We start from the raw sequence: 24,884 nt of genomic DNA, 5'->3' as shown, positions 1-24,884 counted from the left end.
CCGGCAATGCATGCGCCGTTAACCCGCCCATGCGACAGTGATTGCCTCAGCGCAGCTGGAGCAGCCCATGGCCGAAATGACGATTCGCGCCGCGACGCCCGCGGACTTTGCTCTGATCCACAAGGAGCTGCAGGACGTCATCCTGACCTCGCCCTTCTACAATGACCGCTTCAAGCAGCACGAGGCAGGCCGGCTCACCATGGGCTTCCTCAGAAACCTCCATGCGATCGACCCTTGGCACATCATGATCATGTGCGCCGACGGCATCCCCGGCGGGGCCATCATTTCCGACCCGGAACTCGGGTCTGTGTTTCGGCTCTGGAGCTGGGTGTTTCCGTCGCACCGGCAGACCAAGCTGGGCATGTTCGGAATGCGCGCCTTCGACGACCATTTCGACAACGGCCGGTTCCACAAGGCGTTCACCTTTGTGCGGCCGGAAAACGAAGTCGCGCGCATGCTGTTGCGCCGCTATGGCTACGCGGAGACGGCGCTGCTCAAGCAACACATCTTCGGCCAGGATTACCTGCTGATCGAGAAATTCTACAACCGCCAGGACGATCTGCCCTACGACACCGGCTATGTCGGCCGCTTCGGCCGCCTCAAGCGTCAGATCTCCGGACTCATCAGCCGCTAGCGATTCATTCCGCGGCAACGGCCGTGGCACGTCGGGTCCGGAACCATTGCAGGATGGAGACATCGAGTTCTGCAGTGCGGAGGGCAATGAGCCACAGTCCAAACGACCACAGGCTAATCGCGGCAAGTGCTGCCAGCGCTGCCCCTATCAGCCCCATCGATGGCACCAGTACCGCATTGCCGACACAAAGTGCCCCCAGTCCAAGGGCAACCGCGGGCAGGCTCGCCCAGGGCCGGTCGTGGATGGAGAGCACCATGGATGCCGGACCCATCATTGAGCGCACGACGAGGGCAAGGCACAGAATGGCGAGCGGCAGTGCACCCGCGGTGAAACCGGGACCGAACAGCATCAAGGCGAACGGCCCGGCAACCGCAACGGCGGCAAACAGGGCCAGAGCGATCACCGTCGCCACGACATTGGCCTCGCCTATCTTGCGATGAAATGCAGGCCGGTCGGCATTCGCCTCGCTTTCGAATATGTCGGGCAGCGTTACGGCATAGACGGCGGCAACGCCGAACGACACCAGCGAGAACACGCGGGTGCACACGCCGAAGATTGCCAACTCTTCGCGGCTGAGGCTGTGGCTGAGCAGCAGAAGATCGATATCGAAGAAGAAGTCCGAGGCGAGGGATATAAGGACCCAGGGGGCCGCGAAACGCCACCAGCGAGAGTGCTCGGCCGGACGCACCGCGACCCGATCATCGATCCGGGAAAGCGAGGTGACGACGAACACGAATTGGACCAGCGAGACGGCTACATAGCCGATCGCCACGGCCCAGAGCATCAGGCTGAACCCGGCCGTCGGGCCGACGAGCCCGAGCCCGGCGAAGAAGGCCGCGATCAGCACAAGCGGACGAAACAGCGTGTCGGCAAAGAAACCGGCAAACGGCCGCTTGAGACCGACCAACAAGGCGCTGTTGACGTAAACGATGGCCGTCGCGAAGGCGAGAAGCACTACAGGAACAAGATGCTCGGCCAGCACCGAATTGCCCTGCCCGATCAGCCCCAGAAGGAACGGCGCCCCGATCAGGAGGATGACCAGCGCCGCAAGGACATGGCCATAGCAGCGCATGAGGAACGCTGTGAACTGCCGTCGGTCGCCACGCGCGCGATATTCGGCGGCGAAATAGGTGCCCACCGTTTGGAACCCCAGGGGCATCACAACGGCAACGAGATTAACTGTGGCGTTGACGATAAGGTATTCGCCAAGAAGGTCGGCGCCCCAGAAGCGCGCGATCAGCGCCTGGACAAGGAATACCAGCCCTGCGCCGCCCAGCCGCGCCCCGAAAATGAGACTGGACTGAGACGCGAGGCGCCGCGCCAGGCTCATTTCAGGTAGTCTTCGGTGACGTGCGGCTCCTGGTCGAAACGAGCCTTCGGGTTGCGCCAGCCATCGAGCTTCCTTCGGGCGGCATGCAGCGCATCCCGGGCTGCGAAGGCACCGGCGCCAAATAGGTACGCGAGCGGCCGCGTGGCGTAGTTGGCGACCGGAGGCACCGGGCGGATGACTCCTGCATCGCCCACCATGCCCTTCTTGAACTGGTGCAGCCCCTGAAAGCCGTCGGTACCGCCCAGGTCATACCAATGGGCGCGGGTGTTGTCGCGCAGCCAGCGGATGATGTGCCAGTGCATGAAGTAACCCGCGCGGAGCGGCAGCGCCTTGTCGTTGGTGGCGCCATAGAGATAGACCGCGCGGTCGCCCGCCTTGAAGATCAAGGCACCGGCCACGAGTTCCCCCTGGTGCCGCACGAAGAACAGTTCGGGCCGCAGTGGTTCATCGAGCGCCATCAAGCCATCGATGGTGTCGTAGGCCGAGTGATCGGGAAACTGCTTCCTGTCGGTCATGGCCGTGTAGAGAACCTTGAAGTCCTCGATGCGTTCGGCCCCGCCATGCTCGAAGGTGAGGTCCGATTTTTCTGCCTTGTTGAGCTGGCGCCGCCAGGTCTGCTGGAAACTCTTGCGCTGCGCCTCGTCGTCGAGCCGCAGATTGACGATGTACCGGTTGGGAAACAGCAGAGATGAGCCGCGCTGGAAGCCGCGCTCGCGCAACGCCACATACTCAGCGTTGATCGGATCGGTTGATGCTCGCGGGAGGATGGACAGCATCATGCCGCGCCGCTGGCAGTATTCGGCGACCAGCGCGTCAACCATGCCGCGGTGTATCGTGGCCGCCGCGGGATCGGCTACGTTGGCCAACATGGGGGCCCATTTGGACACAGCTATCCGGGCAAGGCCAAGGGGCAGCGACTGGATCATCATCAGCGCGCCGCCGACGATTCGCCCGCCATGTTCGAAGATCACCGGCTCCTGCGCCACGCCGGGCCAGCGGCGGACCGCAAACGCATAAAGCTGTTCCTGGCACACGGCGTCGAAGCCGGAGACGATGCTGTCCCACTCGGCGCCCGAAACCTTGCGCGCCACAAGGGCCAGTGCGGCGTCAGAAAGCCGGGGGCCGGCAGCAGGGAGATCGACGGAGCTCAGCCCAAGATCGGCGGTGATGGACATCGTTGGCTTCCCGCAATTGACTGTGACGGGAAGCTAGCGGCGCGATGTATGCAAATCCCTAGCGGAGCTGAGCAAATGCCACAAAAGCTGGCACGGTGGTTACCAAAGCCTAATGGGCCGGAGCCGCGTGGCCGCCCGAATAAACGAACGGGATGTGCGGCAGCGTGTAGCCCAGGAGCTGGTCGGCTCCCTCGTAGACCATACGCACGGCGACGAACAGGATGATGATGAGACCGATCCAGGCAATCCAGCGGAAGCGGTGCAGCAGCCGGGCGATGAACGTGGCGGCCACGCCCATGAGCACGACGGAGAGAGCCAGACCGAAGATCAGCGCTTCGAAATGGTGCTGCGCGGCGCCGGCAACCGCCAGGACGTTGTCGAGCGACATCGACACATCAGCGATGATGATCTGCGTGACGGCCTGGCGCAGCGTCTTCTTGCGGCCTTTTCCGGCGATCGATCCATCGGCATTGAGATCGGCATCGGCCAGCGCTTCTTCGGCGTCGTGCTGATCACTTTCGGGTACCGTAAGCTCACGGTACATCTTCCAGCACACCCAGAGGAGCAACAGTCCGCCCGCGACGAGCAGGCCGCCGCCAAGTGAGAGAAGCTGCGTGGTGACAAGGGCAAAGCAGATGCGGAGAATGGTCGCCGCAAGAATGCCGATCAGGATGGCGCGCTTGCGCACATCGGGCGCGAGCCCGGCAGCTGCAAGGCCTATGACGACCGCGTTGTCCCCCGCCAGTACCAGATCTATGAAGATGACCTGAACAAGCGAACCGAAGAAGGAAGGGTCGAAGCCGAACATATGACGTCCCGATCAGTAAAAAAGTCACGCTTGCGCTAACGTGCACGAGCGGCATCTGCAAGCCCACAATGCACGACCTCAACGAAAGTGGCAGTTCGGGGCCGGCGCAGCGGCGAGCCATGACAGATCGGCGACAGACTAGCCGCGCCGAAATATCCCCGTGGGGGAAGCCTTCCTGGCCAAATGAAGGGAAAACTTTGGTGGGTGCACAAGGACTCGAACCTTGGACCCGCTGATTAAGAGTCAGCTGCTCTACCATCTGAGCTATGCACCCGGCTTTTGCGCCCGGCACCAAAGTTGGCGCCTCTCTAGCAAAGCGATCTGGGGCTGTCCAGCGGCTCGCCACAGTTTCTCGAAAATTCCACATCCAGGTACACGTTCATGCGTTAACGCATCTCGATCACTCTCTTGCGACGGATAAATGGCTACTACAGCGACACTTTTCGGCGTCTCCGCCACCTGGCTCCTGGCGGGGGCCTGGTCGGTGCTCAGTGCACTGCTCGTTCTGGCCGCCGGCTGGTTCATCGCCAACTTCTTCTCGCGCCAGGTCATCAGGCTGCTGCCCGGGCGCCTCAATCGCGCCCAGACCATCGCTCCGCTCCTCTCGCAGGTCGTGCGGTACGGCATCATCCTCGTCACCGTTGTCGTGGTGTTGGGACAGTTCGGGGTGCAGACGGCCTCGATCCTCGCAGTACTTGGTGCAGCAGGCCTGGCCATAGCCCTAGCCTTGCAGGGTACACTTTCGAACATCGCCGCGGGCATCCTGCTCGTGCTACTGCGACCGTTCAACGTGGGCGACAGGATCGACGCGGAGGGCACGATCGCCGGAACGGTGGTAGAGATCGGGCTGTTTGGGACCCAACTGCGCACGGAAGACAATGTCTACATGTTCGTGCCCAACTCGCGACTGTCCAATGCTCGCATCATCAACTGGAGCCGCGAACCGAGCCGCCTCATTTCGATGAGTTTTAGCGTGCCGCGTCAGGCCGATCTGGGACGGGTGCGATCAGTGCTGGGCAATGCGCTGCAGTTGGGCGACGAGCAGCAGGCGGGAGCGGTAGAAGTGGTGGTGGAGGGTTTCACCGACACGGCGATGACCCTGACGGTCCGGGTGCCGGTGCGCAGCCGCCAGTGGGACAATGCCCGCTTTACGCTCCAGGAGCGGCTGTCCCAGACTCTGGCCCGGGAAAACAACTTCACTGGGTAGAAAAGGTCGCCGGCGCCTTCTGGCACCGGCGCGACCGTCAGCGCGCCCAGGCGATGCGTGCGGCTGGATAGGCAGTGAAATCGACTACATTGTCGGTTCGTGTGGGGGCCGCCGGCTCGAATTCTTCGATCAGGCTGATGGTGCGCTCGATAATGTTGCGCAGTTGCAAAGAGCGGTCGTCGCCGCCCTGCAGAATAACGGCCGCTCGCTCCAGATGGTCACGCGCGAGCACATAGGTTGGGGGCATGGGCAAGTCTCCTCAAAGCGTGATTCGCCCTCTTTGGGCGCCTGCTCAGGGTGGACGTGCATAGTTCTTCAATACTTGACCCAATCGGTTGCATTCGACCTAAATCGGCGCCCATTGCCTGCCGGGGTCAAGACCCTTGGCGCATGGGCGTGTGCGGGCGATGACCAGGTGTGGGAGTCTGTGAACAACTGCCGGGACAGAATGATCGCGACCACCATCGCCCGCCTATGAAGACCGAATCGTGGTGAGCTGGCTATGCTCCCACCGGAGATGAAGATGACCGATCACCCGCCCTTCACAGCCCTCGTTGCAGACCTGCCGGCGACAGTGCCATTTGTCGGTCCAGAAGCGCTCGAGCGGCAATGGGGCCGCCCGGTACAAGCAAGGCTGGGGGCGAACGAATCACGGTTCGGCCCGAGCCCGCGCGTCATCGACGCTCTCTGCTCCGCAGCGCCGGATGTCTGGCGATACCCCGATCCTGAAAACTTTGATTTGCGGCGGGCACTGGCCAACAGGCTTGGCGTTGATATGGGCAACATAGCCGTCGGCGAGGGAATTGACGGGCTGATGGCACTGGCGGTGCGGCTGTTCATTGCTGCCGGGGACCGTGTCGTCACATCGCTCGGCGCTTACCCGACGCTGAACTATCATGTGGCGGGTTTTGGCGGCAGCATCGTCGCCGTGCCCTATAGCGGCGTGCGCGAAGACTTGGAGGGGCTGGTGGCGGCTGCGCACCGCTCCGGGGCGCGGATGGTCTATCTGGCCAATCCCGACAATCCCATGGGCTCATGTTGGCCGGCAACGGAAGTTGCCGCCTTCGCCGCCGCATTGCCTTCCGACTGCCTGCTTCTGCTTGACGAAGCCTATGGCGAGCTGGCACCACCCGATGCGCTGCCACCGCTCGATCCGGACCAGCAGAACGTGCTGCGCCTACGCACGTTTTCCAAGGCCTTTGGCCTGGCAGGCCTTCGGTGTGGCTATGCGATCGGCCACCCCAGCGTGGTTGGAGCCTTCGACCGCATCCGCAATCATTTCGGCGTCAACCGTCAGGCGCAGGTCGCCGCCCTCGCCGCTCTCGACGATGCCGAGCACCTCGACTGGGTAGTCAGAAGTATTCGCGCGGCGTGCGACAGGATCAGCAGCATCGCCTCCGCAGCCGGTCTTGAGGCGTTGCCTACGGCGACCAATTTTGTCGCGATCGACTGCCAACGCGACGCCGCCTTTGCGCAGCGTATTCTGGCGGAAATGGCACGCGACGGGATCTTCATCCGCAAGCCCATGGCTCCGGGCCTTGACCGATACATCCGCATCAGTGCGGCGCCCGACGATGAACTCGATATTCTCGCGGCAGCGCTGCCGCTGGCGGTCCAACGCGCTCAGGATGCGCCGTAAAGCGCGACGCGGGCCAGCAGATATCGATGGTTCGAGCCGAAACTGTCCCCACCGGCTTCTATCTCTTCGATTTGCGCCGCCCCCCGCGTGAACATGTTGTCGATGGGGACACCCAACGATCCGGCAACGACCGGCCAGGTGGCGGGATGTGAGGGCGGAGGCACGAGCCGACTCTGGCGCGTGAGGTAAGTCAACGTGTCCGACCATGGAGCCGCATTGAAATCGCCCGACAACAGGATGGGCCCCTCAAGTTCATTGAGGGTGTTTTTGAGGTATTCTGCCTCGAACCACGAGGCTTCGTCGAAATAGGGCTTGGACCAGTGCGAGCCGACAATGGTCATCGGCGTGCCGCCCACGTCGATCTTGATCACCGCCAGACGTTCGCGGTTGAAGGGCGGCAGGAGCAGCATCCGGCTTTCAAGGATGGGATAACGCGACCAGACGGACAGGTCGCAGGTCGCCGAGGCGTCGCAACCGAGGTGATAAGGCAGCGCCGTCTCCATTTCCGACAGGTGCTGCTCGATGCCGGGTGTCTCCATGATGATGGCGACATCAGGCTGCATGGCGGCGATCTGGCGGACCACCTCGGCGCCACGTGGATTGCCGGTGAGGGTGTTGAAGCTGAGGACGTTCAGCTCCGCAACCGGCACCGCCGCCGCACTTGTACGCCGGGCGTGCAACTCGTTCACGAGGAATATCGTCTGCGCCGCGGCCAGGGCGACGACAGCCAGAAAGAGCAATCCCCGCCAGCGGGCACCGGCTACCAGCAGGGCCGCACCCACGCCCAGGCTGACAACAATGATATGCATCCGCAGACTCTGCAGAAGCATTTCCCCGGGGACACCGGGAGTCCACGCTATCAGGACCAGAATGAGGGTGAGGATCGCCGCCAGCGCCAGCAGCATCCCGCGCAGTTCAGCCCAGCTCGTCATCGCACCGCTCCTGCCCTGGCAGACTGCGATAATGCCTAGACAGCTTCCGCATCTGGACGCAAGCGACCGAGAGACCAACCAGCTCTGCTCGATCCCACTCATACCGCGACCAACCGGTCTTTTCGTAGTAGCCGACGGCATCCGCCGCGGCATTGACGTAAAGCGTCGCGGCACCGAGCTCGCGAGCCTTTTCCTCCACCATGGCGCCCAGAACGCGACCGTGGCCCCGCCCTTGCTCTGCGGCAGTGATGGCGACGAGCCGGAAGATCGCGACGTCACCATGCAGATCGAGGCGGGTGGTGCCGATCGGCCGCCCCTCGAAAACAAGAAGAAATGGGTGCGCAAAGGCCGCGACATCGTCGGGATGGTTGTCGTCGTAGATCCCGAACCGGCCCTTGGCTTCGAACAGTTCCTGCCGCCGGATGTCGTGGAACGGGCGCCAATGTTCGGGACGTGAAACGGCAATCAGATCGTATGTCATGGGTTCCCCCTGCCCCGGCCACCGCTGGCGGGGCAAGGGAACAATGAAATCAGCCAGCCATGGCGCCCTGCGCGGCGGCGCCGCGTTCGATCATGACGCGATTGAACGCGTTGAGATAGGCCCGGGCGGAGGCCACCAAAGTGTCCGGCTCGGCGGCATTGCCAGAGGCGATGCGACCGTTGAGCTCGAGGCGGACATGGGCCGAGGCCTGCGCGTCGGTGCCGCCGGTCACGCCGTCCACCGCATAGAGCACAAGATGCGGCTGTTGGCCGACCGCCTGCTTGATGGCGCTGAAGATGGCGTCCACCGACCCTGTCCCATCATAGGTGACGGTGCTTTCTTCGCCATCCACCGACAGCGTCATGGTGCAGCTGTGCACGCCGCCGGTCTTGGAGACGACCTCCATGTCGACCAGCTTGATGCGGTCGCCGGCCGAGCCAACCTCGTCATCCACCAGCGCGATGATGTCCGCGTCGTAGACATGCTTCTTGCGGTCCGCCAGATCCTTGAAGCGCTGGAACGCTTCCTGGAAGGCGTTGTCGCCCAACTCGTAGCCCAGCTCGCGCAGCTTGTCCTTGAAGGCGGCACGGCCCGAATGCTTGCCCATGACCAGCGTCGTTTCCTTGATGCCGACGCTGGCAGGGGTCATGATCTCGTACGTTTCGGCGTTCTTGAGCATGCCGTCCTGATGGATGCCGCTCTCATGCGCGAAGGCGTTCTTGCCCACGATCGCCTTGTTGTACTGCACCGGGAAATTCGACGCTGCGGCCACGATGCGGCTGGCCCGGGACAGGTGTGTCGTCTCGATCTCGGTGTAGTAGGGCATGGCATCAGCGCGGGTCCGCAGCGCCATCACCACCTCCTCCAGCGCAGCATTGCCGGCGCGTTCGCCCAGACCGTTGATCGTGCATTCGATCTGTCGGGCGCCACCGGCCACGCCGGCGAGCGAATTGGCAACGGCCATGCCCAGGTCGTTGTGGCAATGCACCGAGAAGATCGCCTTGTCGGCGTTCGGCACGCTGCCGATGATCTCCTTGAACATGCGGAAGTGTTCGTCAGGAACCGCGTACCCCACGGTGTCGGGCAGGTTGATCGTCGTGGCACCGGCCTTGATGGCGGTGTCGACGCAGCGCTTCAGGAACTCGATGGGCGTGCGGGTGGCGTCCATGGCGCTCCACTCGACATCGTCCACCAGATTGCGGGCCTGCGCCACCGTGCGGGCGATGATCTCGATCACCTCGTCCTCGGTCTTTTTCATCTGGTGCGCCAGATGAATGGGCGAGGTGGACACGAAGGTGTGGATGCGGCCGCGACGAGCGTGGCGCACGGCTTCGCCGGCCCGGTCGATGTCAGCGGTGATGGCGCGGGCAAGACCGGCGACGGTGGCGCGCTTGACGTGCTTGGCCACGGCCACGACCGCCTCGAAATCACCGTTCGACGCAATGGGGAAGCCGGCCTCAATGATGTCGACGCCCATGTCGTCGAGCGTTTCGGCGACCTGCAGCTTTTCCTCGAGCGTCATGGTGGCGCCGGGCGATTGCTCGCCATCGCGCAGCGTGGTGTCGAAGATGAAGACGCGGTCTTTGTTACTCTGAGTAGTGGCGGACATGATCGGCACTTTTCCTATCGGGCGGCCCAGAATGCGATTCTGCAGGCCGGACATCGTGGTGTTCGGCTGTGGCGTAATCCCCTGACGACCCGCTCGCTTGCCGAGCTGCCGGTGATCAGGGGCTGATAAGAAGGAGGAAAAGCGCGGGCAGAAGCAGCAGGCCAGCAGCCAGCACAAGCCTGGTCATCAGGACCTGCTGCTGGGCGATTGCAATGGCTTTGGCGCGACGGCGCTGCATGAGTACGCTCTGGTACGCTTGTCGATGGCTCAACAATGCGCGAAACGATCCCGCGGTGCAAGACCGGCCGAGCGCAAAACGAAACTTTTCTTGGCACGCGCCAACGCCGCCCCCCCTTGCCCTGTGAGCGATCAGCCGAAGGCGAAGACGGCCGCAAGCAGGACGCCAAGAAAGGCGAGCCCCGTGACCCTGTGGGCCGCTTCGGCCCGATGACCGGCCGCGGCATCGCCAGCCTGCGACTTCTTGAACTGGATGCCGCCATAAATGATGGCAGCGAGCATCAGCGCAACCAGCGCCATCTTAATCCAGAACCAGATCGACGCGCCGCCTAGCCCGCCATATTTGAGGAAAAGGACCAGCGGGCCGGTCACCAGCAGCGTCACCATGGCCACCTTGCCCACCTGGCTGAGGGCATTCATGACGCCGAAATAGCCGGCGCGCTGGTCCGGCGACGCTGAGGCCAACCGTGCCCCGATCACCGGCCCCACCACCGAATTCGAACCACCGGCCACAAACGCAACGATGTGGACCCAGATCAGTAGATTGATGACGATGTCCATCGTCCTTCCCCCAAACGTCCCGCACCAAGATTAATCGGCGTGCCGGGAAAGGGAAAGAGGATGTGTTCTGCAAACGCCTGCCCTGGCGGTGTTTGCGCGCCACGGGACGAAGGCTACCCGCCTGCGCCGCGCGGCTTCAACCGAGGTCCAGCATGCCTTCGCCCACCACCACGGCCCGGCCGCCGATCGCTCCGTGTACAAGCTGGTCATCCTGCTTGCGCAGTTGCAGCGTGATGCGGCAGGGGCGGCCCATCTCCACCCCTTGGCGGAGCTGAAACTCGGCCTGGCCCGTTGCGAACGGAACCTGTTCGGCCAGGAGCCCGATCAGCGCCGCAGCGGCAGAGCCGGTGCCCGGATCCTCCCCCAGACCCATGCCGAACATCCGTGCTGCCAGCTCCGTGTCAGGCTCGTCGGGCGTGGTGGTGAAGACATAGGCGGAGTTGTGATCATGGTGGAACACCGTGCTCCACAACGCCTGATTGACCGCGATGCGGCGCAACACCGACGCGTTCCGCACTGGGACCAGATGGAAGGTGACGCCTGCCGAAAACACGGCGGGCGCATAGCCTTCGCAACCGATGTCCTCCACCTCGATGCCCAGCGCCTGGGCCAGTCCCAGCCGGTCCGGAAGGGCGGCGAGCCGCGCCGGCAGGCGCGGCAAGGTAAACCGCGCCTCGCCCGTGCGGCGGTCGATCTTCTCGTAGAGCGCCGTCACGAGCCCCACTTTCTCCTCGATCCGCACCGCGCTCGCCTTGGTCTGCATGCCGAGCACCACCGCGGCGCCGACCGTGGGGTGGCCGGCGAAGGGCAGTTCTTCATGCGGCGTGAAGATACGGACGCAGGCCGTGTTGCGCTCCATGCGGGGCTTGCAGAGGAAGATTGTCTCGCTGAGGTTGAACTCCCGGGCGATGGCCTGCATCTCCCCGTCGAGCAGGCCGTCCGCCCTCAGCACCACGGCAAGGCCGTTGCCGGTCAGCGGCTTGTCGGTGAAGACGTCAAGGAGGAGGTAGTCGAGCTTCACTCTGTGGGCTCCGGCAGGGCGTAGGTGGCGCGGTCACGGCCGAGATGGTCGCAAAGGGCATCGACGACGACGCCGTGATCCTTGCGCCCGGGCAGCCCCGACACCGTGACCGCTCCGATGATGCCCGCGCCCTCGACGCGAATGGGAAACCCACCACCGGCAATGACGAAGTCGGCCGGATCGGCACCCGATTGCGCACTGAATGGAGCTTCGCCCCGCTCCAGCACCATGCGGTAGCTGGCGCGCTGGAAGCGGCGGACGGTATTGACCTTGCGACGCACCCACTCGGAATTGTCCGCGGCCGTACCGGGCGTGGCGGCAAAGAACAACTGCCGGTCCCAGGTGCGCACGTCCACCACCAGCGAGAGGTTCTCCGCCAGGGCGCGGGCGCGAATGGCCGAGCCGAGATCAAAAGCGACTGCTTCGTCGAAGGCGCGAAGGACCAGTTCTGCCTCCTGACGCTTGACCAGCGCAATGTCGTCCGCGGTGCTCATGCGGTTGCCTCGTGGGCTCGCGTCCAAGCCGCGAACAACGGCGTCCGATCGGCGATGCCCTTGCTGAAATTGGTCAGTTGAGGATCGATTTTCACCCACGCAGCCTTGCTGTCGGTCCAGATGTTGCCGACCGGCTCGGCCCAATCCATGTCATCCAGCGACCCGGCGCGCAACACCGTGATGCCGGGCTGAGGTGGCGCGTTCCAGAGCCAGGTGTGGCATTCGGCGCAGAAGTGCATGGCGATAACATTGCCGCTGTCGGCCTTGCGGTCGTAGACGTCCGTGCGGCCGGACTCTACCACGAAAGCCTCGTCGCGCACGATCATCGACATGGACCAGGCGGCGCCCGAATAGCGCTGGCAATCCTTGCAGTGGCAATTGTAGACCGAGAGCGGGCTGGCCTTGAGGCTGTAGCGCACCGCGCCGCAGCAACATCCTCCCGCGACCGGAAATTCTGGCAAGCGCATCAGGCCCTCCGTTCCCCCACCGGTTCTAGGGCAGTTGCATGCGGATTTGAAGCACCCGCTTCCTGCTATTCCGCAGCCGACTGCTTGATGCCTTGCTGCGCCTGGCTGATGCGCTTCTGCTGGTCCAGCCAAGCCTGCGCATCGGTGGTCTGGAAGAGTTCCAGCGCGCCCTCGTCGCCCTCGCTGACCGGCGTTGTCGCGAGGTCGGAATAGCTGCGCATGGCCGGATCGCGCTCGACCTTGAGCTGCTTGAGGCCGAAGCGGAGGTAAAGGCCACCCCACCGCAGGAGCTTCCAGCCCAGTTCGAGGTAGTATTTGGGATAGAACAGGATAGCCGGTTCGATGGGCATGCCGTGTCGCCGGTTGAGGCGCGACTTGCGACGGATCCAGCCCACCTCGAGCGGGTGCACGCCCTCGATCTTGAGCGCGCCCATGAACCAGGTGCAGAGCAGCAGGATCTGCGAGGTCGAGATGTGCGAGGCCGCCGCGCGGCGCATGATGGTCTCGACATGGTCGAGCGAATAGTAGCGGCTCCAGGCGTCGGCGTAGACTTTTTCGAACTCCGCCTTGCTCATGGTGGGATGGGCGGTGGTGTAGTGGTTGAGGTCGTACTTATTGAGGTCGGGGTCCATCGCTACACCCGCGCGATGCAGCTTCTGGTGATCTTCGGAGCCGGGCAGCGGGGTGAGGAAGAAGAACTCGAGAATGTCGACCGGCAGCTCACGCTTGACCACGTCGATGTCGTGCATGATGCGTTCGGGCGTGTCGGTGGGAAAGCCGAGGATGTAGCCGGCATAGGTGATGACGCGCCACTTCTTCCAAGCCTGCAGCATGGCGCGATATTCGGTGATCTTGTTCTGCCGCTTCTTGGCGTCCTTGAGATTGGCCGGATTGACGTTCTCGAGGCCGATGAAGACGCGGGTTACCCCGGCGCGCGAGCACTTCTCGATGAAGTTCGGAATGCGGTGGCAGAGCGTATCGACCTGGATGATGAAGTTGAAGTTGAGCCCTTCCCCCTCGCGCATGGCGATGAGGCGGTCGAGAATCGGCTCCCAATCCTTGTTGCGGGCGAAATTGTCATCCGTAATGAAGAAGCGATGCACCCCCTGCCCGAGGTTGAGCCGGATAATCTTCTCGATGTCGTCGGGTGAGCGCCGGCGCGACTTGCGACCCTGTACGTTGATGATGGTGCAGAACGAGCATTGGTAGGGGCATCCCCGGCCGGCATCGAAGCTGGTGAGGTTGTAGGCGGTGCGTGACACATGCTCGGCAGGCATGAACGGCACCGGCGTTTCCTCGATGCCCGGCAGGTCGTTCATGAAGTTGTAGAGCGGCTTCATCGTCCCCTTGATGGCGTCGGCCAGGACCTCCTCGGCCCGCCCTTCCATCTCGCCGGCAAACAGCGAGATGCCCATGGCCTGGGCCGTCTTGAAATCCGCATCCTCGCCGCCGAGCATGGAGATGACGCCCGACACGTGAAAGCCGCCAATGGCCACCTGCACTCCCGCCCCGCGCAGGGGCCGGGCGATGTCGAGGGCGCGGGGAAACTGGTTGGACTGCACGCCGATCAGCATCACCAGCGCGGCATCGGCCGCCTGGCAATCGGCGATGAGCTTGCTGGTGCTCAGCTCGGTGTTGGTCTCGTCCATGGTCTCGACATCGACCTGCCAATCACCCAGCGCGTCCCGGGCGATGACGTCGCGCACGAGCCCATGCACCGAGGCCAGGGAATTGGAAGGAATGGGAGAAAGCTTCCACTGGATGACGTAGCCATCGTCATCGTAATGCGAGGGCTTGATCAAGTAGAGCCGGAACCGCTTGGTCGTAGTCACTAAAGTCCTCCCTTTCGTGGAAGGCTAAAGACTGTGAACGCAAGCAGCAGCGTAGCAGAACGGGCGGGTTTGGGAAGTCTATGAGCTAGAGGACGAGACGACCTGAAGACAACGCGTCGAGAAGTAGACGGACATAGGGAGGCACTTCACCAGCAGCTTCCGCGTCTGCCACCGTCCTGACGGGCACGACGTCATCCAGTTCCCGATGCTCCTGCGCATCGAGTGTCCGCCGGATGCGGGCCACCAGGGTATGGCGGTCCTCGGCGAAGTGCAGCGCCTGGCCGACCGAAATGCGCGGCCCATCAAAGATTGCCACGCGCTGCCCCAACCGGGCCTCATCGATCGTGAGGCCGGTCTCTTCCGTGATCTCGAGCGCAATACTGCCGAACACATCGACCGCGCCATTGGATTGCACGTCGCGCGGCTCAAGCGAGCCGCCAGGCGGATAGACGCGGCCAGCATTAGCCGTGTGGCCGCCCATCTTGCCCAGCAGCAGGAAGCCGTCTGACGTCAGGATCAGCGCGGAGCCGAAGAGGTTGCGCAGGCCGATGTCCGGAAAGCCGGCTTCGCGCCAGGTGAGGAAGGCGGAGTAGGCATCCTCCAGCGCCGTGCCGCGCAGGACAGCCTGCTCGTCAACTTCGACGCCGGCGACGCTGAGGATGCGGCCTTCCCACAGATGCGGATTGGCGGCACGCATGGCGGCCCACCGCTCCGGCACACTTGCGCGCAGCGCCTGCGGCATTGGCCACGGGCCCGGTGCCAGGCGGATATCGACATCGGTTATCGAGACGACGCAATCGCGCATGGAAAGGAAACGGGGGGCCGCAGCCCCCGCCCTCTGATCGCTTAGTTCTTGGCCTTGTCGACCAGTGCACCGGCCTTGATCCAGGGCATCATGTCGCGCAGCTTGCCGCCGACTTCCTCGATCTGGTGCTCGTCGGCGAGGCGGCGGGTGGCCTTGAAGCGGGCGCCGCCCGACTTGATCTCCTGCATCCACTCGCTGGTGAAGCGGCCCGACTGGATGTCGTGCAACACGCGCTTCATTTCGGCCTTGGTTTCCGAGGTGATGATGCGCGGGCCGGTGACGTATTCGCCCCATTCAGCCGTATTGGAGATGGAGTAGTTCATGTTGGCGATGCCGCCCTGGTAGATCAGGTCGACGATCAGCTTCACTTCGTGCAGGCACTCGAAATAGGCCATTTCGGGGGCGTAGCCGGCTTCCACTAGCGTCTCGAAGCCAGCCCGGATCAGTTCCACGAGGCCGCCGCAGAGCACGGCCTGCTCGCCGAAAAGATCGGTTTCGCATTCCTCGCGGAAATTGGTCTCGATGACGCCCGAGCGGCCGCCGCCGACGCCCGAGGCATAGGCCAGCGCAATGTCATGGGCATTGCCGGACGCATCGTGGTGCACGGCGATCAGGCACGGCACGCCGCCACCCTTCTGGTACTCGCCGCGCACGGTGTGGCCCGGGCCCTTGGGCGCGATCATGATCACGTCAACGGTGGACTTGGGCTCGATCAGGTTGAAGTGCACGTTGAGGCCGTGCGCGAAGGCCAGCGCGGCGCCGTCGCGGATGTTGGGCTCGATGTGCTCCTTGTAGATGTCGGCCTGCAGCTCGTCGGGCGTGAGCAGCATGATGACGTCGGCCCAGGCAGCGGCTTCAGCCACGCTCATCACCTTGAGGCCTTCGCCCTCGGCCTTCTTGGCCGAGGCGGAGCCGGGACGCAGGCCCACGGCCACATTGGTGACGCCGCTGTCGCGCAGGTTCAGCACATGGGCATGGCCCTGCGAGCCGTAGCCGATGATGGCGACCTTCTTGGATTTGATGATGTTGAGATCGGCATCACGATCGTAGTAGACGCGCATGGGGCACTCCCTGAATTCTGCGAATGTTATGGATTGGCCTTGGCCCCATAGAGGGCCAGGAACTGGTCGGTCGCGGTCTTGACGTCGGCTTCGACGTTCGCCTCCACGTTGGACTGGGTCAGAGCCTTGTCGCCGAGCAGCAGGCGGATCTGCACGTCGCGCACGACAAGGCCGAAAAAGGTGCGATAGGCGTCTTCGCTGGAGCTGAAGCGCAGCAGGCGCGCGTCGCGAGCGGCCTCGAGGATGGGCTTGAGGCGGCGCCGGATCGCGAGCGGACCGTTTTCGAGGACGATGTTGCCGAGGTCGTCCTTTTCCTGGGCCGCGTGGGTAATGGCTGTGCGGTTGAGGGTAATCGACACCTCGCCGATCAGCGTCATCAGCAGGTCGCGCGCAAACTGCTCGAGGCTCGTGCGCAGGGCCTTGATGTTCAGGTGGGTGCGGTCGACATAGGGCATCCGCACCTTGGCGGCCTGCCACTGTACCGTCGCCGTCAGGAGTCCGTCCCGGTCCCCGAACCATTTGTAGAGGGTTTCCTTCGAACAGGAAGCGCGCCGCGCCACGGCCGTCATGGTCAACCCATCGCCGTTCTCGACGAGAAGGTCCAGCGCCGCGGTCAGCACAGCCTGCTGACGCGGGGTGAACGTCTCCTCGTTGACTTTGATGGCCAGCGCCACAGCCTCTGCTCCCTCTCCGCGGCCGAACGTATCGGCGTCTTTTCGTTCGGATGGCGTACCGTACGGTACGGTTGCAGGCAAGCGAATTGTTGCGCGTCCTGCAGCAGCGTTTGCACCCGGCGCTGGAAAGGATGCTCACCAGATTGGGAAGAGGCGGGCGGAACTGGGCTTTGCGATGGTGCATTCCGACCACACAAGCCCACCATTGTCCAGCTCGACGGCACACCGGCTTGGATGCGCCGCCACAAGAAATCGAGGAGGCATCTTGTCCACGTTTGCTCGTCCCCAACCTGCCGGTCCGGCGATCGTAGCGATCGCCGCAGCAATCGGCCTGGCGGTTGCCCTTTACTACTACTTCATGCCGCTCACCGGCATCACCGGCGCGCCCGGAACGCTGCTGGTCATCGTTTCGAGCCTCCTGCTGCTCATCGACGGCGTGATCCTCTGGTTTGCGCCCCGGGGGTTCCTCTTTGGCCTGCTCTGGGTCCTTGGCCTGCTGGGTGCGATCGGCACGCTTGTCGCCGGCTGGTTCCTCCATGCCTGGTGGCTGATGCTCGCCATCGCCATCGTCGTTATCGGGCTCGTCGTCAGCCTCGTCCTTACCCGCAAGTCCTGAACTGGAGGCTCACCATGATTTTGCGCAGCCGCAGCGCCCTATCTGCACTCGCCCTTGCAAGCGCGCTGGGAATAACGCCGGTGCTGGCCCAGACGTCAACGACACCCGGGACGATCTCTCCCGCACAGGCGCCATCGACGCAGCCAGCCCCCGAAACGGATGCAGCGCCGGCAACGGCGGGTGAAACACAGCCAACCCCTTCGGCAGAGACACCTGCACCGGAAGCCGGGGCAGAATCAGCCGCACCTCTTGCACCGGAGGCCCGCAGCGAGCAGCCGCCCGCGACAGAGCAACCGGCGGCCCCCGCTTCCGCACAAGAGGATCAACAGCCCGCCACCGCCGGAGCCGCACAGGGTGCGGACACCGACACAAGCCCGAATGCCGGAGCCGAGGGGGGTGAGACAAGCGCGCTGCCCGAACCGAAGGACATCCCTTTGGTGCCACCCGAGCCGACCTGGAACACGTTCCACGGCCAGCTCAACGCGCAAAAATACTCACCCCTCGACCAGATCAACGCCGACAATGTGGATGAGCTGACGAAGGCCTGGGAAGTCCATACGGGCGATGTGTCGGACGGCTCTGGCGACCTGCCAACATCGGTCTGGTCCGCCACGCCGGTGTTCGCGAACGACACGCTCTATCTCGGCACGCCCTTTTACCGGGTCATCGCCATGGACCCGGGGACCGGGGAGATCAAATGGACGTTCGACTCGAACTCGACGCTCGAAGCCATGACCCAGCCGGCCCTCAAGAACCGGGGCGTTGCCTATTGGCAAGCCGAGAACCCGGTTGCTGGAGAGCCCTGCCAGAAGATCATCTATCTCGGCACAATGGATGCCCAGTTGTTCGCGATGGACGCCGATACCGGTGAGCTGTGCAAGGATTTTGCCGACAACGGGGTGCTGAACGTCAACCAGTGGAACGACGTCAACAGCAAGTATCCGCTTTCGTTGCTGCAGCCGCCGACGGTAGTGGGCAACCATGTCATCATGGGCTGGGCCGGCAAGGACTGGGCCTATGCCGAAGCGCCTCCGGGTACCGTCTTCTCCGTCGATCCGCAGACTGGGGAGCGTCAGTGGCAGTTCAACGCGCTGCCGCCCGAGATCGCGCCGCGGACAGGCACCGCCAATGTCTGGACGGGAATGTCGGCCGACGAGGGGCTGGGCCTGGTGTACCTTCCCGTCTCCAGCCCCTCCCCAAACTACTGGGGCGGGAACCGGACAGAATCCATTCCGCTGGCCACTTCCACCACCGCGCTCAACGTGGAAACCGGCGAAGTGGTGTGGTCGCGGCAGTGGGTGCACCACGACATCTGGGACTATGACACCAACTCGGCGCCGACCCTGATGGACATCGAGGTGGACGGAAAGACGATCCCGGCGCTGATGCAGGCGACCAAGATGGGGTTCCTGTTCGTTGTGAACCGCAAGACAGGGGAAGACGTCTGGCCGATCGAAGAGCGGCCTGTCCCACAAGGCGACGGGACAATCGAGGGCGAGGTCTATGCCAAGACCCAGCCCTTCCCGACAAAGCCCCTGCCCCTGCTGGACCAGGACGAAAAGCCGAAGATCTGGGGCGTCGCCGACGCGGTGAGCTTCGGCGAATGCTCCCGGCTGTGGGACAATCTTTCTTACGACGGCATGTACAGCCCACCCACAACCAAGGGTGAAGGCGTCCTTGCCTATCCGGACTCTGCCGGAGGCGTGCAGTGGGGTGGCGTGGCTTATGATCCGGTGAGCCAGACCGCCATCGTCAACGTCTCGCACGTGGTCCAGTACATCAAGCTCTATCCGCGCGACGAGTATGAGCAGGTGGCGAGTGGCTCGGGCAACGAGCAGGGTTTTGCTCCGCAGGAGGGCGCTCCCTATGGCATGCGGCTGCTGAATGCCACGAACTGGCTGGGCATGCCCTGCTGGGAACCGCCCTTTGGCGAACTGGTGGCCGTCGACATGAAGACCGGCAACTTCAAGTGGCGGCGGCCGATCGGGGCCTCGCAGAAGTGGGGCTTCTACATGCCCGAGGACATGGGCTCGGTGACACTGGGCGGCCCCGCGGTCACCGCCGGTGGCGTCATCTTCATTGGCGCCTCGATGGACTCCAAGGTCCGTGCCTATTCCATGGCCGATGGGAAGGAGCTCTGGTCGGACATCGTGGCTGCACCGGCCGTCGCCAACCCTGCAGTCTATGAATACAAGGGGCGCGAATACGTGGTCTTCGTTGCCGGCGGCAACACCATCCTCAAGGATCAGGTATCCGACCAGGTGGTGGCCTACGCCTTGCCCGAAAAGGACTAGTCTCTCACGGGACGACAGAACGGCCGGAGTCTCCGGCCGTTCTTTTTACGCCGGCCCTTGTCTTGACATCAGGCGATGGAGCGTCGATCTAGACATCGCTCCATCGGTAAGTGCCGATGAGTGCTGACCGACGCCCCTCGCACGGATTCCCAATTGATGACCAAGCTCTTTTCTCCCATCACGCTGCGCGACCTCACGCTGCGCAACCGCACCGTGGTGGCGCCCATGTGCCAATATTCTGCGATCGACGGCTTCGTGAACGACTGGCACTTCGTGCATCTGGGGCGCTTTGCGATGGGCGGCTTCGGGCTTGTCATACTTGAAGCCACCGGCGTGGTGCCGGAGGGGCGGATTTCCTATGGCGATTTGGGCCTGTGGAAGGACGAGCACATCGCGCCGCTCGCCCGCATCGTCGACTTCATCCACAGCCAGGGTGCCGCTGCCGGCATCCAACTGGCCCATGCCGGCCGCAAGGCTTCGACGCCCGTGAGCTGGAACACGCCGGACAAGCTCGCCACCGAGGAGCAGCGCAACGCCGTAGGGTACGAGCATTGGAAGCCGGTCGCGCCGAGTGCAGTGGCGCATTCCTCGAACCCGGATTTCCAGACGCCGGAGGCCCTCGACGAGGCGGGTATCCGGCGCGTGATCGATGGGTTCGTCGCGGCGGCCCAGCGGGCAGAAAAGGCGGGTTTTGACACCGTCGAAATTCACGCGGCACATGGCTACCTGCTCAACCAATTCCTCTCGCCGCTGGCCAACAAGCGGACCGATCAATATGGCGGCAGCCGGGAGAACCGGATGCGGCTCGTGCTCGAGGTCGCCGAGGCGGTGCGAGCCGTGTGGCCGGCGCACAAGCCGCTGCTGGCGCGTCTTTCGGTGAGCGACAATGCGCCAGGCGGATGGCAGGTCGAGGACAGCGTGGCGCTGGCCCGGGAGCTCAAGGCGCGCGGCGTCGATGCCATCGACTGCTCCAGCGGCGGGTTCGACGAGGGCCGCATCACCTCCACGGCCGCCTATCAGGTGCCGTTTGCCAGTGCAGTCAAGAAGGGCGCGGATATCCCCACGATGGCCGTTGGCCTGTTGGGCGACGCAGCTGCGGCCGAAGCGGTGCTGGAGAACGGCGAAGCGGACTTCATCGCCTTGGCACGCGGCGCGCTCGATGATCCGAACTGGCCGCTTCATGCGATGCGCGAACTGGGGAGCTCAGACTATTCGACCTGGCCTGTCCAGGCGCGGCGCGTCAAGGAACGCGATCGGGTGCTGGGCCGCCTGCCGGCCTGAATGGACCGCTGGCTCGCTCTGCAGATAACCTCGCCTTAAAGCCTCACACTACACTATCGGACCCTCCAGGAGGGCCCGATGGACGCTTCACCGCTCGTCAAAGAAGGGTATGCGACGGCGACGCTGAGGGCGATCCGCGCGGACTGGCCCATCTATGCCTTCGCTTTGGCCTATGTGGCGTGGGGCTTCCTCTATCTTTCGGGCCTCGGTCTCTCCGCCTTCGGCACGCTCAAGGCCTATTTCTGGCAGTGGAGCATCAACTTCGGACTGCTGGGCCCCTATGCGGCGCTGGTGATTTCGATCGTCGGCGTGACGCTGCGCCTGAAGCGTCGGCGCCGCCTTGGTTACCTAAGGGTCGCCTCACCACGGCGCATCGGCCGGCTTGCTGCGGGTGTGGTGCTGTTGCTCACCGCCATGCTGCTGTTCACCAGCATGTTTTCCTCGGTCAAGGCGAGCTTTCCGCTGGCGCACGGCTTCCTGTTCGACGCGGTCCAGGCCGACATCGACGAGGCGCTTCATTTCGGTGTGGCGCCCTGGCGGTTGCTCTACTCAGTGGCCGAACACAGGCTGGTGCTGCAGGCCATCGAATTCAACTACAACGTCCTGTGGTTCGTCGTCTGCTATTTCACCCTTTTCTGGGTCGCGACGTCGCCCCGGGCCGATCGTATCCGCAACCGCTACCTGCTGACGTGGATGTCGATCTGGACCCTGATCGGAACGATCATGGCCGGCGCCTGGCTGTCGGCGGGGCCGGCCTTCTACGGCCAGGTGACGGGTGATACGGCGCGGTTTGCCGGGCAAGTGGATTTTCTCTCGAGCACGGCGGGCACGCTGTACTCGGTGCGCGGCTTCCAGGACTACCTCTGGAGCCTCTACTCATCCGGCCAGCCGGGGATCGGGTCGGGCATCTCCGCCTTCCCCTCCGTCCACGTTGCCCTCATTACGCTCAACGCGCTTTTTGCAGGGGAAGCCTCACGCCGGGTCGGGCTCATCATGTGGGTTTATGTCGCCTTCGTCGCCATGAGCTCGGTGTATCTGGGCTGGCACTATGCCATCGACGGCTATGTCTCGATCGTGGTGACGACCGCCCTCTACTGGCTGTATCGGGCGGCACCGCTGCTGATCCGCTGGGCTCGCTCGGCCATGGCGCCCGCCGAACAGGCACACAGCGCATCCAGCCTTTAAGTCATGTCTCGAACCAAATTTCGCCCTGATGCTGGCGCTCCACTTGTGCGGCTGGGATTCTAGGCCCATGTCTGCAGGACGAGGAGAAAATAATGGACACCAAGGCCGCGGTCTTTGCCCTTCTGACTATGTGGGGCGTGGGCACCTGCACCACCCTGCCCGCCTCTGCCGAGGACCAGGACGTCGCCGCTGACGAGGAAGCAGCGAGCGATGATCTTCTAGTCAACAAGGTGTGGGTGCGCACCGACGACAGCTCCGGCATGCCGGGCAGCATGCAGATCTTCCTGCCCGACGGGACGCTGGTGACCGATAGCTGCTGGGAAACCTATCGCCTCTCGCGCTGGGAACAGGTGAGCGACACCGCCATCTCCTGGGACGAAGACGGCATCACCATCAATGCCGACATCGCTTCGCTGACCGACAGCGAACTGGTCCTCTCGCTCAAGCTCGGCAGTGAGGTGCAGGAGCAGCACTTCGCTCCGGCGACGGTTCCGTATCTCTGCCCCGATATTCCCAAGGACTAAGTAGCATCAGGGAAATTGGCCGTTTCTCGGTCCACTAAAGGACCACTTGCGTACCAATCTCGACCACCCGGCCGGTTGGAATGTGGAAGTACTCCGTGGCGTCGCTCGCATTGCGGGCGAGCCGCATGAACAACCTGTCCTGCCAGAAGCGGAAGAGGTTCGCCTTCGCCGAGGGCTTGAGGGAGCGGCGGGAGAGGAAGAACGACGTCGACATGATGTCGAACTTCCAGCCCAGCTTGCGCGCCAGGGCCAGGGCCTTCGGAATATTGGGCGCTTCCATGTAGCCGAAGGTCACGATGACCCGGAAGAACAGCTCGTTATAGGCGTCGATCGTCACCTTCTCGTCGTCGGGCACGCGCGGTGAGGCGGAGGTGCGCACCGTCAGGATGACGTTCTGTTCGTGCAGCACCTTGTAGTGCTTGAGGCTGTGCAGCAGCGCGGTTGGCGCGCCTTCGACATCGCTGGTGAGGAAGATCGCGGTGCCGGGAACGACGGTCGGCTTCTTCCTGGAGAGGTTCTCGACAAGAAACTCGAGCGGCACCTCGTCCCGGCGGGTTTTCTCGGCAAGCCGCGCGCGCCCCGCCAGCCAGCTCGTCATGATGAGGATCAGCATGGACGCGACCACTGTCGGGACCCAGCCGCCCTGCACGAACTTGGCGAGGTTGGCGATGAAGAAGCCGAGGTCGATAAGCCCGAGGGGAATGACCACCGCCAGCGCAGCGGCCGCTGTCCAGCGCCAGATGCGGCGCATGACGATGAAAAGGAGGATAGCCGTCACCAGCATCTCGCCCGTCACGGCAATGCCGTAGGCGGCGGAGAGGCCACTCGAGGAGCGGAAGCCGATGACCAGGAGAATCACCGCAAAGAACAGCAGCGTGTTGACCTGCGGCATGTAGATCTGCCCGTGCTGCGTCTCGGAGGTGTGCAGAACATTGAGACGCGGAAGCAGGTTGAGGTGCATCGCCTGCCGCGCCAGCGAGTAGGCGCCCGAGATCACCGCCTGGCTGGCGATCACGGTAGCCATGGTGGCGAGGATGACGATGGGAATGCGCGCCCATTCCGGCTGCATCAGGAAGAAGGGGTTATCCGCCGAAAGCGGATGGGAGAGGATGTAGGCGCCCTGTCCGAAATAGTTGAGCAGCAGGCAGGGGAAGACGACGAGCAGCCAGCCCATGATGATCGGTCGGCGGCCGAAGTGCCCGAGGTCGACATAAAGCGCTTCCGCCCCCGTTACCGCCAGGAACACGGCGCCAAGCACCACCAGAGAGATATCAAGGTGGTTGATGACGAAGGCGAGCCCGTAGAGCGGATTGAGGGCCAGGAACACCTGCGGCGCCTCAAAAATGTGCTGAAAGCCCGACACGCCCAAGGTCAGGAACCACACAAGCGTGACCGGGCCGAAGACCGTTGCCACCCGCCCGGTGCCGAAACGCTGGACGAAGAACAGGGCGATGATGATGAGGACCGTGATCGGCACGATCCAGGGCGTCAGGCTCGGCTGGACCACCTGAAGACCCTCGACGGCGGACAGTACCGAGATGGCCGGGGTGATGATTGCATCGCCGAAAAAGAGCGCGGAGCCAACCAGACCCAGCGCCAGAACCACATTGCGGGCCCTGCCGGCCACAGCATTGCGCGCCAGCGACATCAGCGACAGCGTGCCGCCCTCGCCATTGTTGTCTGTCCGCAGCACGAAGCTGACATATTTGACGGTAACGATCAGCGTCAGGGCCCAGACGATCAGGGACAGCAGACCCAGCACTTCGTCATGCGACGGGATGACGTTGCCGCCATGGCTGGCCGCGTGCATCGCTTCGCGGAAGGCATAGAGCGGGCTGGTGCCGATATCGCCGAAAACCACGCCCAGGGCACCGAGAACGAGTACGGGGAGATTGTGCCCGGAATGCTCGGCCTGTTCAGTCGCGACGGTTCCGGCGGTGGAGCCGGACGTGCTCGTTTGCGTCATGAGCGGAAGCGATCTCGCTGTTACAAGGCGGGCGCCGCTATACACCCGCCA

General features: G+C 63.6%; 25 protein-coding genes and 1 tRNA gene. 8 read left to right on the top strand and 18 right to left on the bottom strand.

What is annotated here, in order from left to right:
- Positions 1-67: 67 nt before the first annotated feature.
- A complete protein-coding gene (locus IC608_RS01995) occupies positions 68-634 on the top strand; it encodes a GNAT family N-acetyltransferase (protein WP_191772353.1) in 567 nt (188 codons plus the stop codon).
- Between the two features lie 4 nt (positions 635-638).
- On the opposite strand, the gene IC608_RS01990 is transcribed toward IC608_RS01995, so the two are convergent.
- The 4 genes from IC608_RS01990 to IC608_RS01975 all read right to left on the bottom strand — a co-directional run bounded on the left by IC608_RS01990 (position 639) and on the right by IC608_RS01975 (position 4,221).
- Positions 639-1,964: a lipopolysaccharide biosynthesis protein gene (locus tag IC608_RS01990; RefSeq protein WP_191772352.1), complete on the bottom strand. Its 1,326-nt coding sequence runs from the start codon at positions 1,962-1,964 to the stop codon at positions 639-641.
- Positions 1,961-3,139, bottom strand: a complete 1,179-nt coding sequence (locus IC608_RS01985) for a lipid II:glycine glycyltransferase FemX (RefSeq protein ID WP_191772351.1) — start codon at positions 3,137-3,139, stop codon at positions 1,961-1,963. Before IC608_RS01985 ends, IC608_RS01990 begins: the two co-directional genes overlap by 4 nt.
- 109 nt (positions 3,140-3,248) lie before the next feature.
- The gene (locus IC608_RS01980) at positions 3,249-3,947 is read right to left on the bottom strand and encodes a TerC family protein (RefSeq protein WP_191772350.1); all 699 of its coding nucleotides are present in this window, start codon (positions 3,945-3,947) and stop codon (positions 3,249-3,251) included.
- 198 nt (positions 3,948-4,145) lie between these two features.
- Positions 4,146-4,221: transfer RNA gene (locus IC608_RS01975), tRNA-Lys, on the bottom strand.
- Positions 4,222-4,368: 147 nt separating this feature from the next.
- On the opposite strand from IC608_RS01975, the gene IC608_RS01970 reads away from it, so the two are divergent.
- Positions 4,369-5,154, top strand: a complete 786-nt coding sequence (locus tag IC608_RS01970; RefSeq protein WP_191772349.1) for a mechanosensitive ion channel family protein — start codon at positions 4,369-4,371, stop codon at positions 5,152-5,154.
- A 37-nt stretch (positions 5,155-5,191) separates the two neighbouring features.
- On the opposite strand, the gene IC608_RS01965 is transcribed toward IC608_RS01970, so the two are convergent.
- Positions 5,192-5,401 (bottom strand): hypothetical protein, encoded by a 210-nt coding sequence (locus IC608_RS01965; RefSeq protein ID WP_191772348.1) that lies wholly within the window; start codon positions 5,399-5,401, stop codon positions 5,192-5,194.
- Positions 5,402-5,677: 276 nt separating this feature from the next.
- Here IC608_RS01965 and IC608_RS01960 point away from each other — a divergent pair, with 276 nt between their 5' ends.
- Positions 5,678-6,793, top strand: coding sequence for a pyridoxal phosphate-dependent aminotransferase (locus IC608_RS01960; protein WP_191772347.1), 1,116 nt, complete (start codon positions 5,678-5,680; stop codon positions 6,791-6,793).
- Here IC608_RS01960 and IC608_RS01955 read toward each other — a convergent pair.
- From IC608_RS01955 to IC608_RS01905, 12 genes are all read right to left on the bottom strand, one after another.
- Positions 6,778-7,725 carry an endonuclease/exonuclease/phosphatase family protein gene (locus IC608_RS01955; protein ID WP_191772346.1) on the bottom strand — a complete coding sequence of 316 codons (948 nt, stop codon included), beginning with the start codon at positions 7,723-7,725 and terminating at the stop codon, positions 6,778-6,780. The genes IC608_RS01960 and IC608_RS01955 overlap by 16 nt on opposite strands.
- Positions 7,709-8,206 carry a GNAT family N-acetyltransferase gene (locus IC608_RS01950; protein ID WP_191772345.1) on the bottom strand — a complete coding sequence of 166 codons (498 nt, stop codon included), beginning with the start codon at positions 8,204-8,206 and terminating at the stop codon, positions 7,709-7,711. The genes IC608_RS01955 and IC608_RS01950 overlap by 17 nt, the downstream gene beginning before the upstream one ends.
- 49 nt (positions 8,207-8,255) lie before the next feature.
- The gene (locus IC608_RS01945; protein ID WP_191772344.1) at positions 8,256-9,815 is read right to left on the bottom strand and encodes a 2-isopropylmalate synthase; all 1,560 of its coding nucleotides are present in this window, start codon (positions 9,813-9,815) and stop codon (positions 8,256-8,258) included.
- 115 nt (positions 9,816-9,930) lie between these two features.
- A complete protein-coding gene (locus tag IC608_RS18280) occupies positions 9,931-10,053 on the bottom strand; it encodes a hypothetical protein (protein ID WP_282567919.1) in 123 nt (40 codons plus the stop codon).
- 131 nt (positions 10,054-10,184) lie between these two features.
- Complete coding sequence (locus IC608_RS01940) at positions 10,185-10,613, bottom strand: hypothetical protein (protein WP_191772343.1); 429 nt, start codon at positions 10,611-10,613, stop codon at positions 10,185-10,187.
- Between the two features lie 136 nt (positions 10,614-10,749).
- A complete protein-coding gene (locus IC608_RS01935; protein ID WP_191772342.1) occupies positions 10,750-11,634 on the bottom strand; it encodes a PhzF family phenazine biosynthesis isomerase in 885 nt (294 codons plus the stop codon).
- Positions 11,631-12,128 (bottom strand): heme-degrading domain-containing protein, encoded by a 498-nt coding sequence (locus IC608_RS01930; RefSeq protein WP_191772341.1) that lies wholly within the window; start codon positions 12,126-12,128, stop codon positions 11,631-11,633. The genes IC608_RS01935 and IC608_RS01930 overlap by 4 nt, the downstream gene beginning before the upstream one ends.
- Positions 12,125-12,595, bottom strand: coding sequence for a GFA family protein (locus IC608_RS01925; protein WP_191772340.1), 471 nt, complete (start codon positions 12,593-12,595; stop codon positions 12,125-12,127). Before IC608_RS01925 ends, IC608_RS01930 begins: the two co-directional genes overlap by 4 nt.
- A gap of 65 nt (positions 12,596-12,660) precedes the next feature.
- Positions 12,661-14,427 (bottom strand): radical SAM protein, encoded by a 1,767-nt coding sequence (locus IC608_RS01920; RefSeq protein ID WP_191772339.1) that lies wholly within the window; start codon positions 14,425-14,427, stop codon positions 12,661-12,663.
- 85 nt (positions 14,428-14,512) lie between these two features.
- Positions 14,513-15,232 carry a hypothetical protein gene (locus tag IC608_RS01915; protein ID WP_210316176.1) on the bottom strand — a complete coding sequence of 240 codons (720 nt, stop codon included), beginning with the start codon at positions 15,230-15,232 and terminating at the stop codon, positions 14,513-14,515.
- A 41-nt stretch (positions 15,233-15,273) separates the two neighbouring features.
- Entirely contained in the window at positions 15,274-16,293 is a 1,020-nt protein-coding gene (gene ilvC / locus IC608_RS01910) for a ketol-acid reductoisomerase (protein WP_191772337.1), read from the bottom strand.
- A gap of 26 nt (positions 16,294-16,319) precedes the next feature.
- Positions 16,320-16,967, bottom strand: a complete 648-nt coding sequence (locus tag IC608_RS01905; RefSeq protein WP_191772336.1) for a TetR/AcrR family transcriptional regulator C-terminal domain-containing protein — start codon at positions 16,965-16,967, stop codon at positions 16,320-16,322.
- A gap of 265 nt (positions 16,968-17,232) precedes the next feature.
- On the opposite strand from IC608_RS01905, the gene IC608_RS01900 reads away from it, so the two are divergent.
- The 5 genes from IC608_RS01900 to IC608_RS01880 all read left to right on the top strand — a co-directional run bounded on the left by IC608_RS01900 (position 17,233) and on the right by IC608_RS01880 (position 22,867).
- Complete coding sequence (locus IC608_RS01900) at positions 17,233-17,583, top strand: hypothetical protein (RefSeq protein ID WP_191772335.1); 351 nt, start codon at positions 17,233-17,235, stop codon at positions 17,581-17,583.
- A 437-nt stretch (positions 17,584-18,020) separates the two neighbouring features.
- The gene (locus tag IC608_RS01895; RefSeq protein WP_345890815.1) at positions 18,021-19,877 is read left to right on the top strand and encodes a pyrroloquinoline quinone-dependent dehydrogenase; all 1,857 of its coding nucleotides are present in this window, start codon (positions 18,021-18,023) and stop codon (positions 19,875-19,877) included.
- A 156-nt stretch (positions 19,878-20,033) separates the two neighbouring features.
- Positions 20,034-21,158 (top strand): NADH:flavin oxidoreductase/NADH oxidase, encoded by a 1,125-nt coding sequence (locus IC608_RS01890; protein ID WP_191772334.1) that lies wholly within the window; start codon positions 20,034-20,036, stop codon positions 21,156-21,158.
- Between the two features lie 78 nt (positions 21,159-21,236).
- Positions 21,237-22,343, top strand: coding sequence for a phosphatase PAP2 family protein (locus tag IC608_RS01885; RefSeq protein ID WP_191772333.1), 1,107 nt, complete (start codon positions 21,237-21,239; stop codon positions 22,341-22,343).
- Positions 22,344-22,435: 92 nt separating this feature from the next.
- A complete protein-coding gene (locus IC608_RS01880) occupies positions 22,436-22,867 on the top strand; it encodes a hypothetical protein (RefSeq protein ID WP_191772332.1) in 432 nt (143 codons plus the stop codon).
- A gap of 34 nt (positions 22,868-22,901) precedes the next feature.
- Here IC608_RS01880 and IC608_RS01875 read toward each other — a convergent pair whose 3' ends face one another.
- Positions 22,902-24,833: a potassium transporter Kup gene (locus tag IC608_RS01875; protein WP_191772331.1), complete on the bottom strand. Its 1,932-nt coding sequence runs from the start codon at positions 24,831-24,833 to the stop codon at positions 22,902-22,904.
- Positions 24,834-24,884: the final 51 nt, after the last annotated feature.

The sequence above is a fragment of the Devosia oryzisoli genome (genome assembly GCF_014837245.1).
GTDB classification, from domain to species: Bacteria; Pseudomonadota; Alphaproteobacteria; order Rhizobiales; family Devosiaceae; genus Devosia; species Devosia oryzisoli.
The sequence above is the reverse complement of the archived record's forward strand: the minus strand, read 5'-3'. Positions and strand labels throughout refer to the sequence as shown.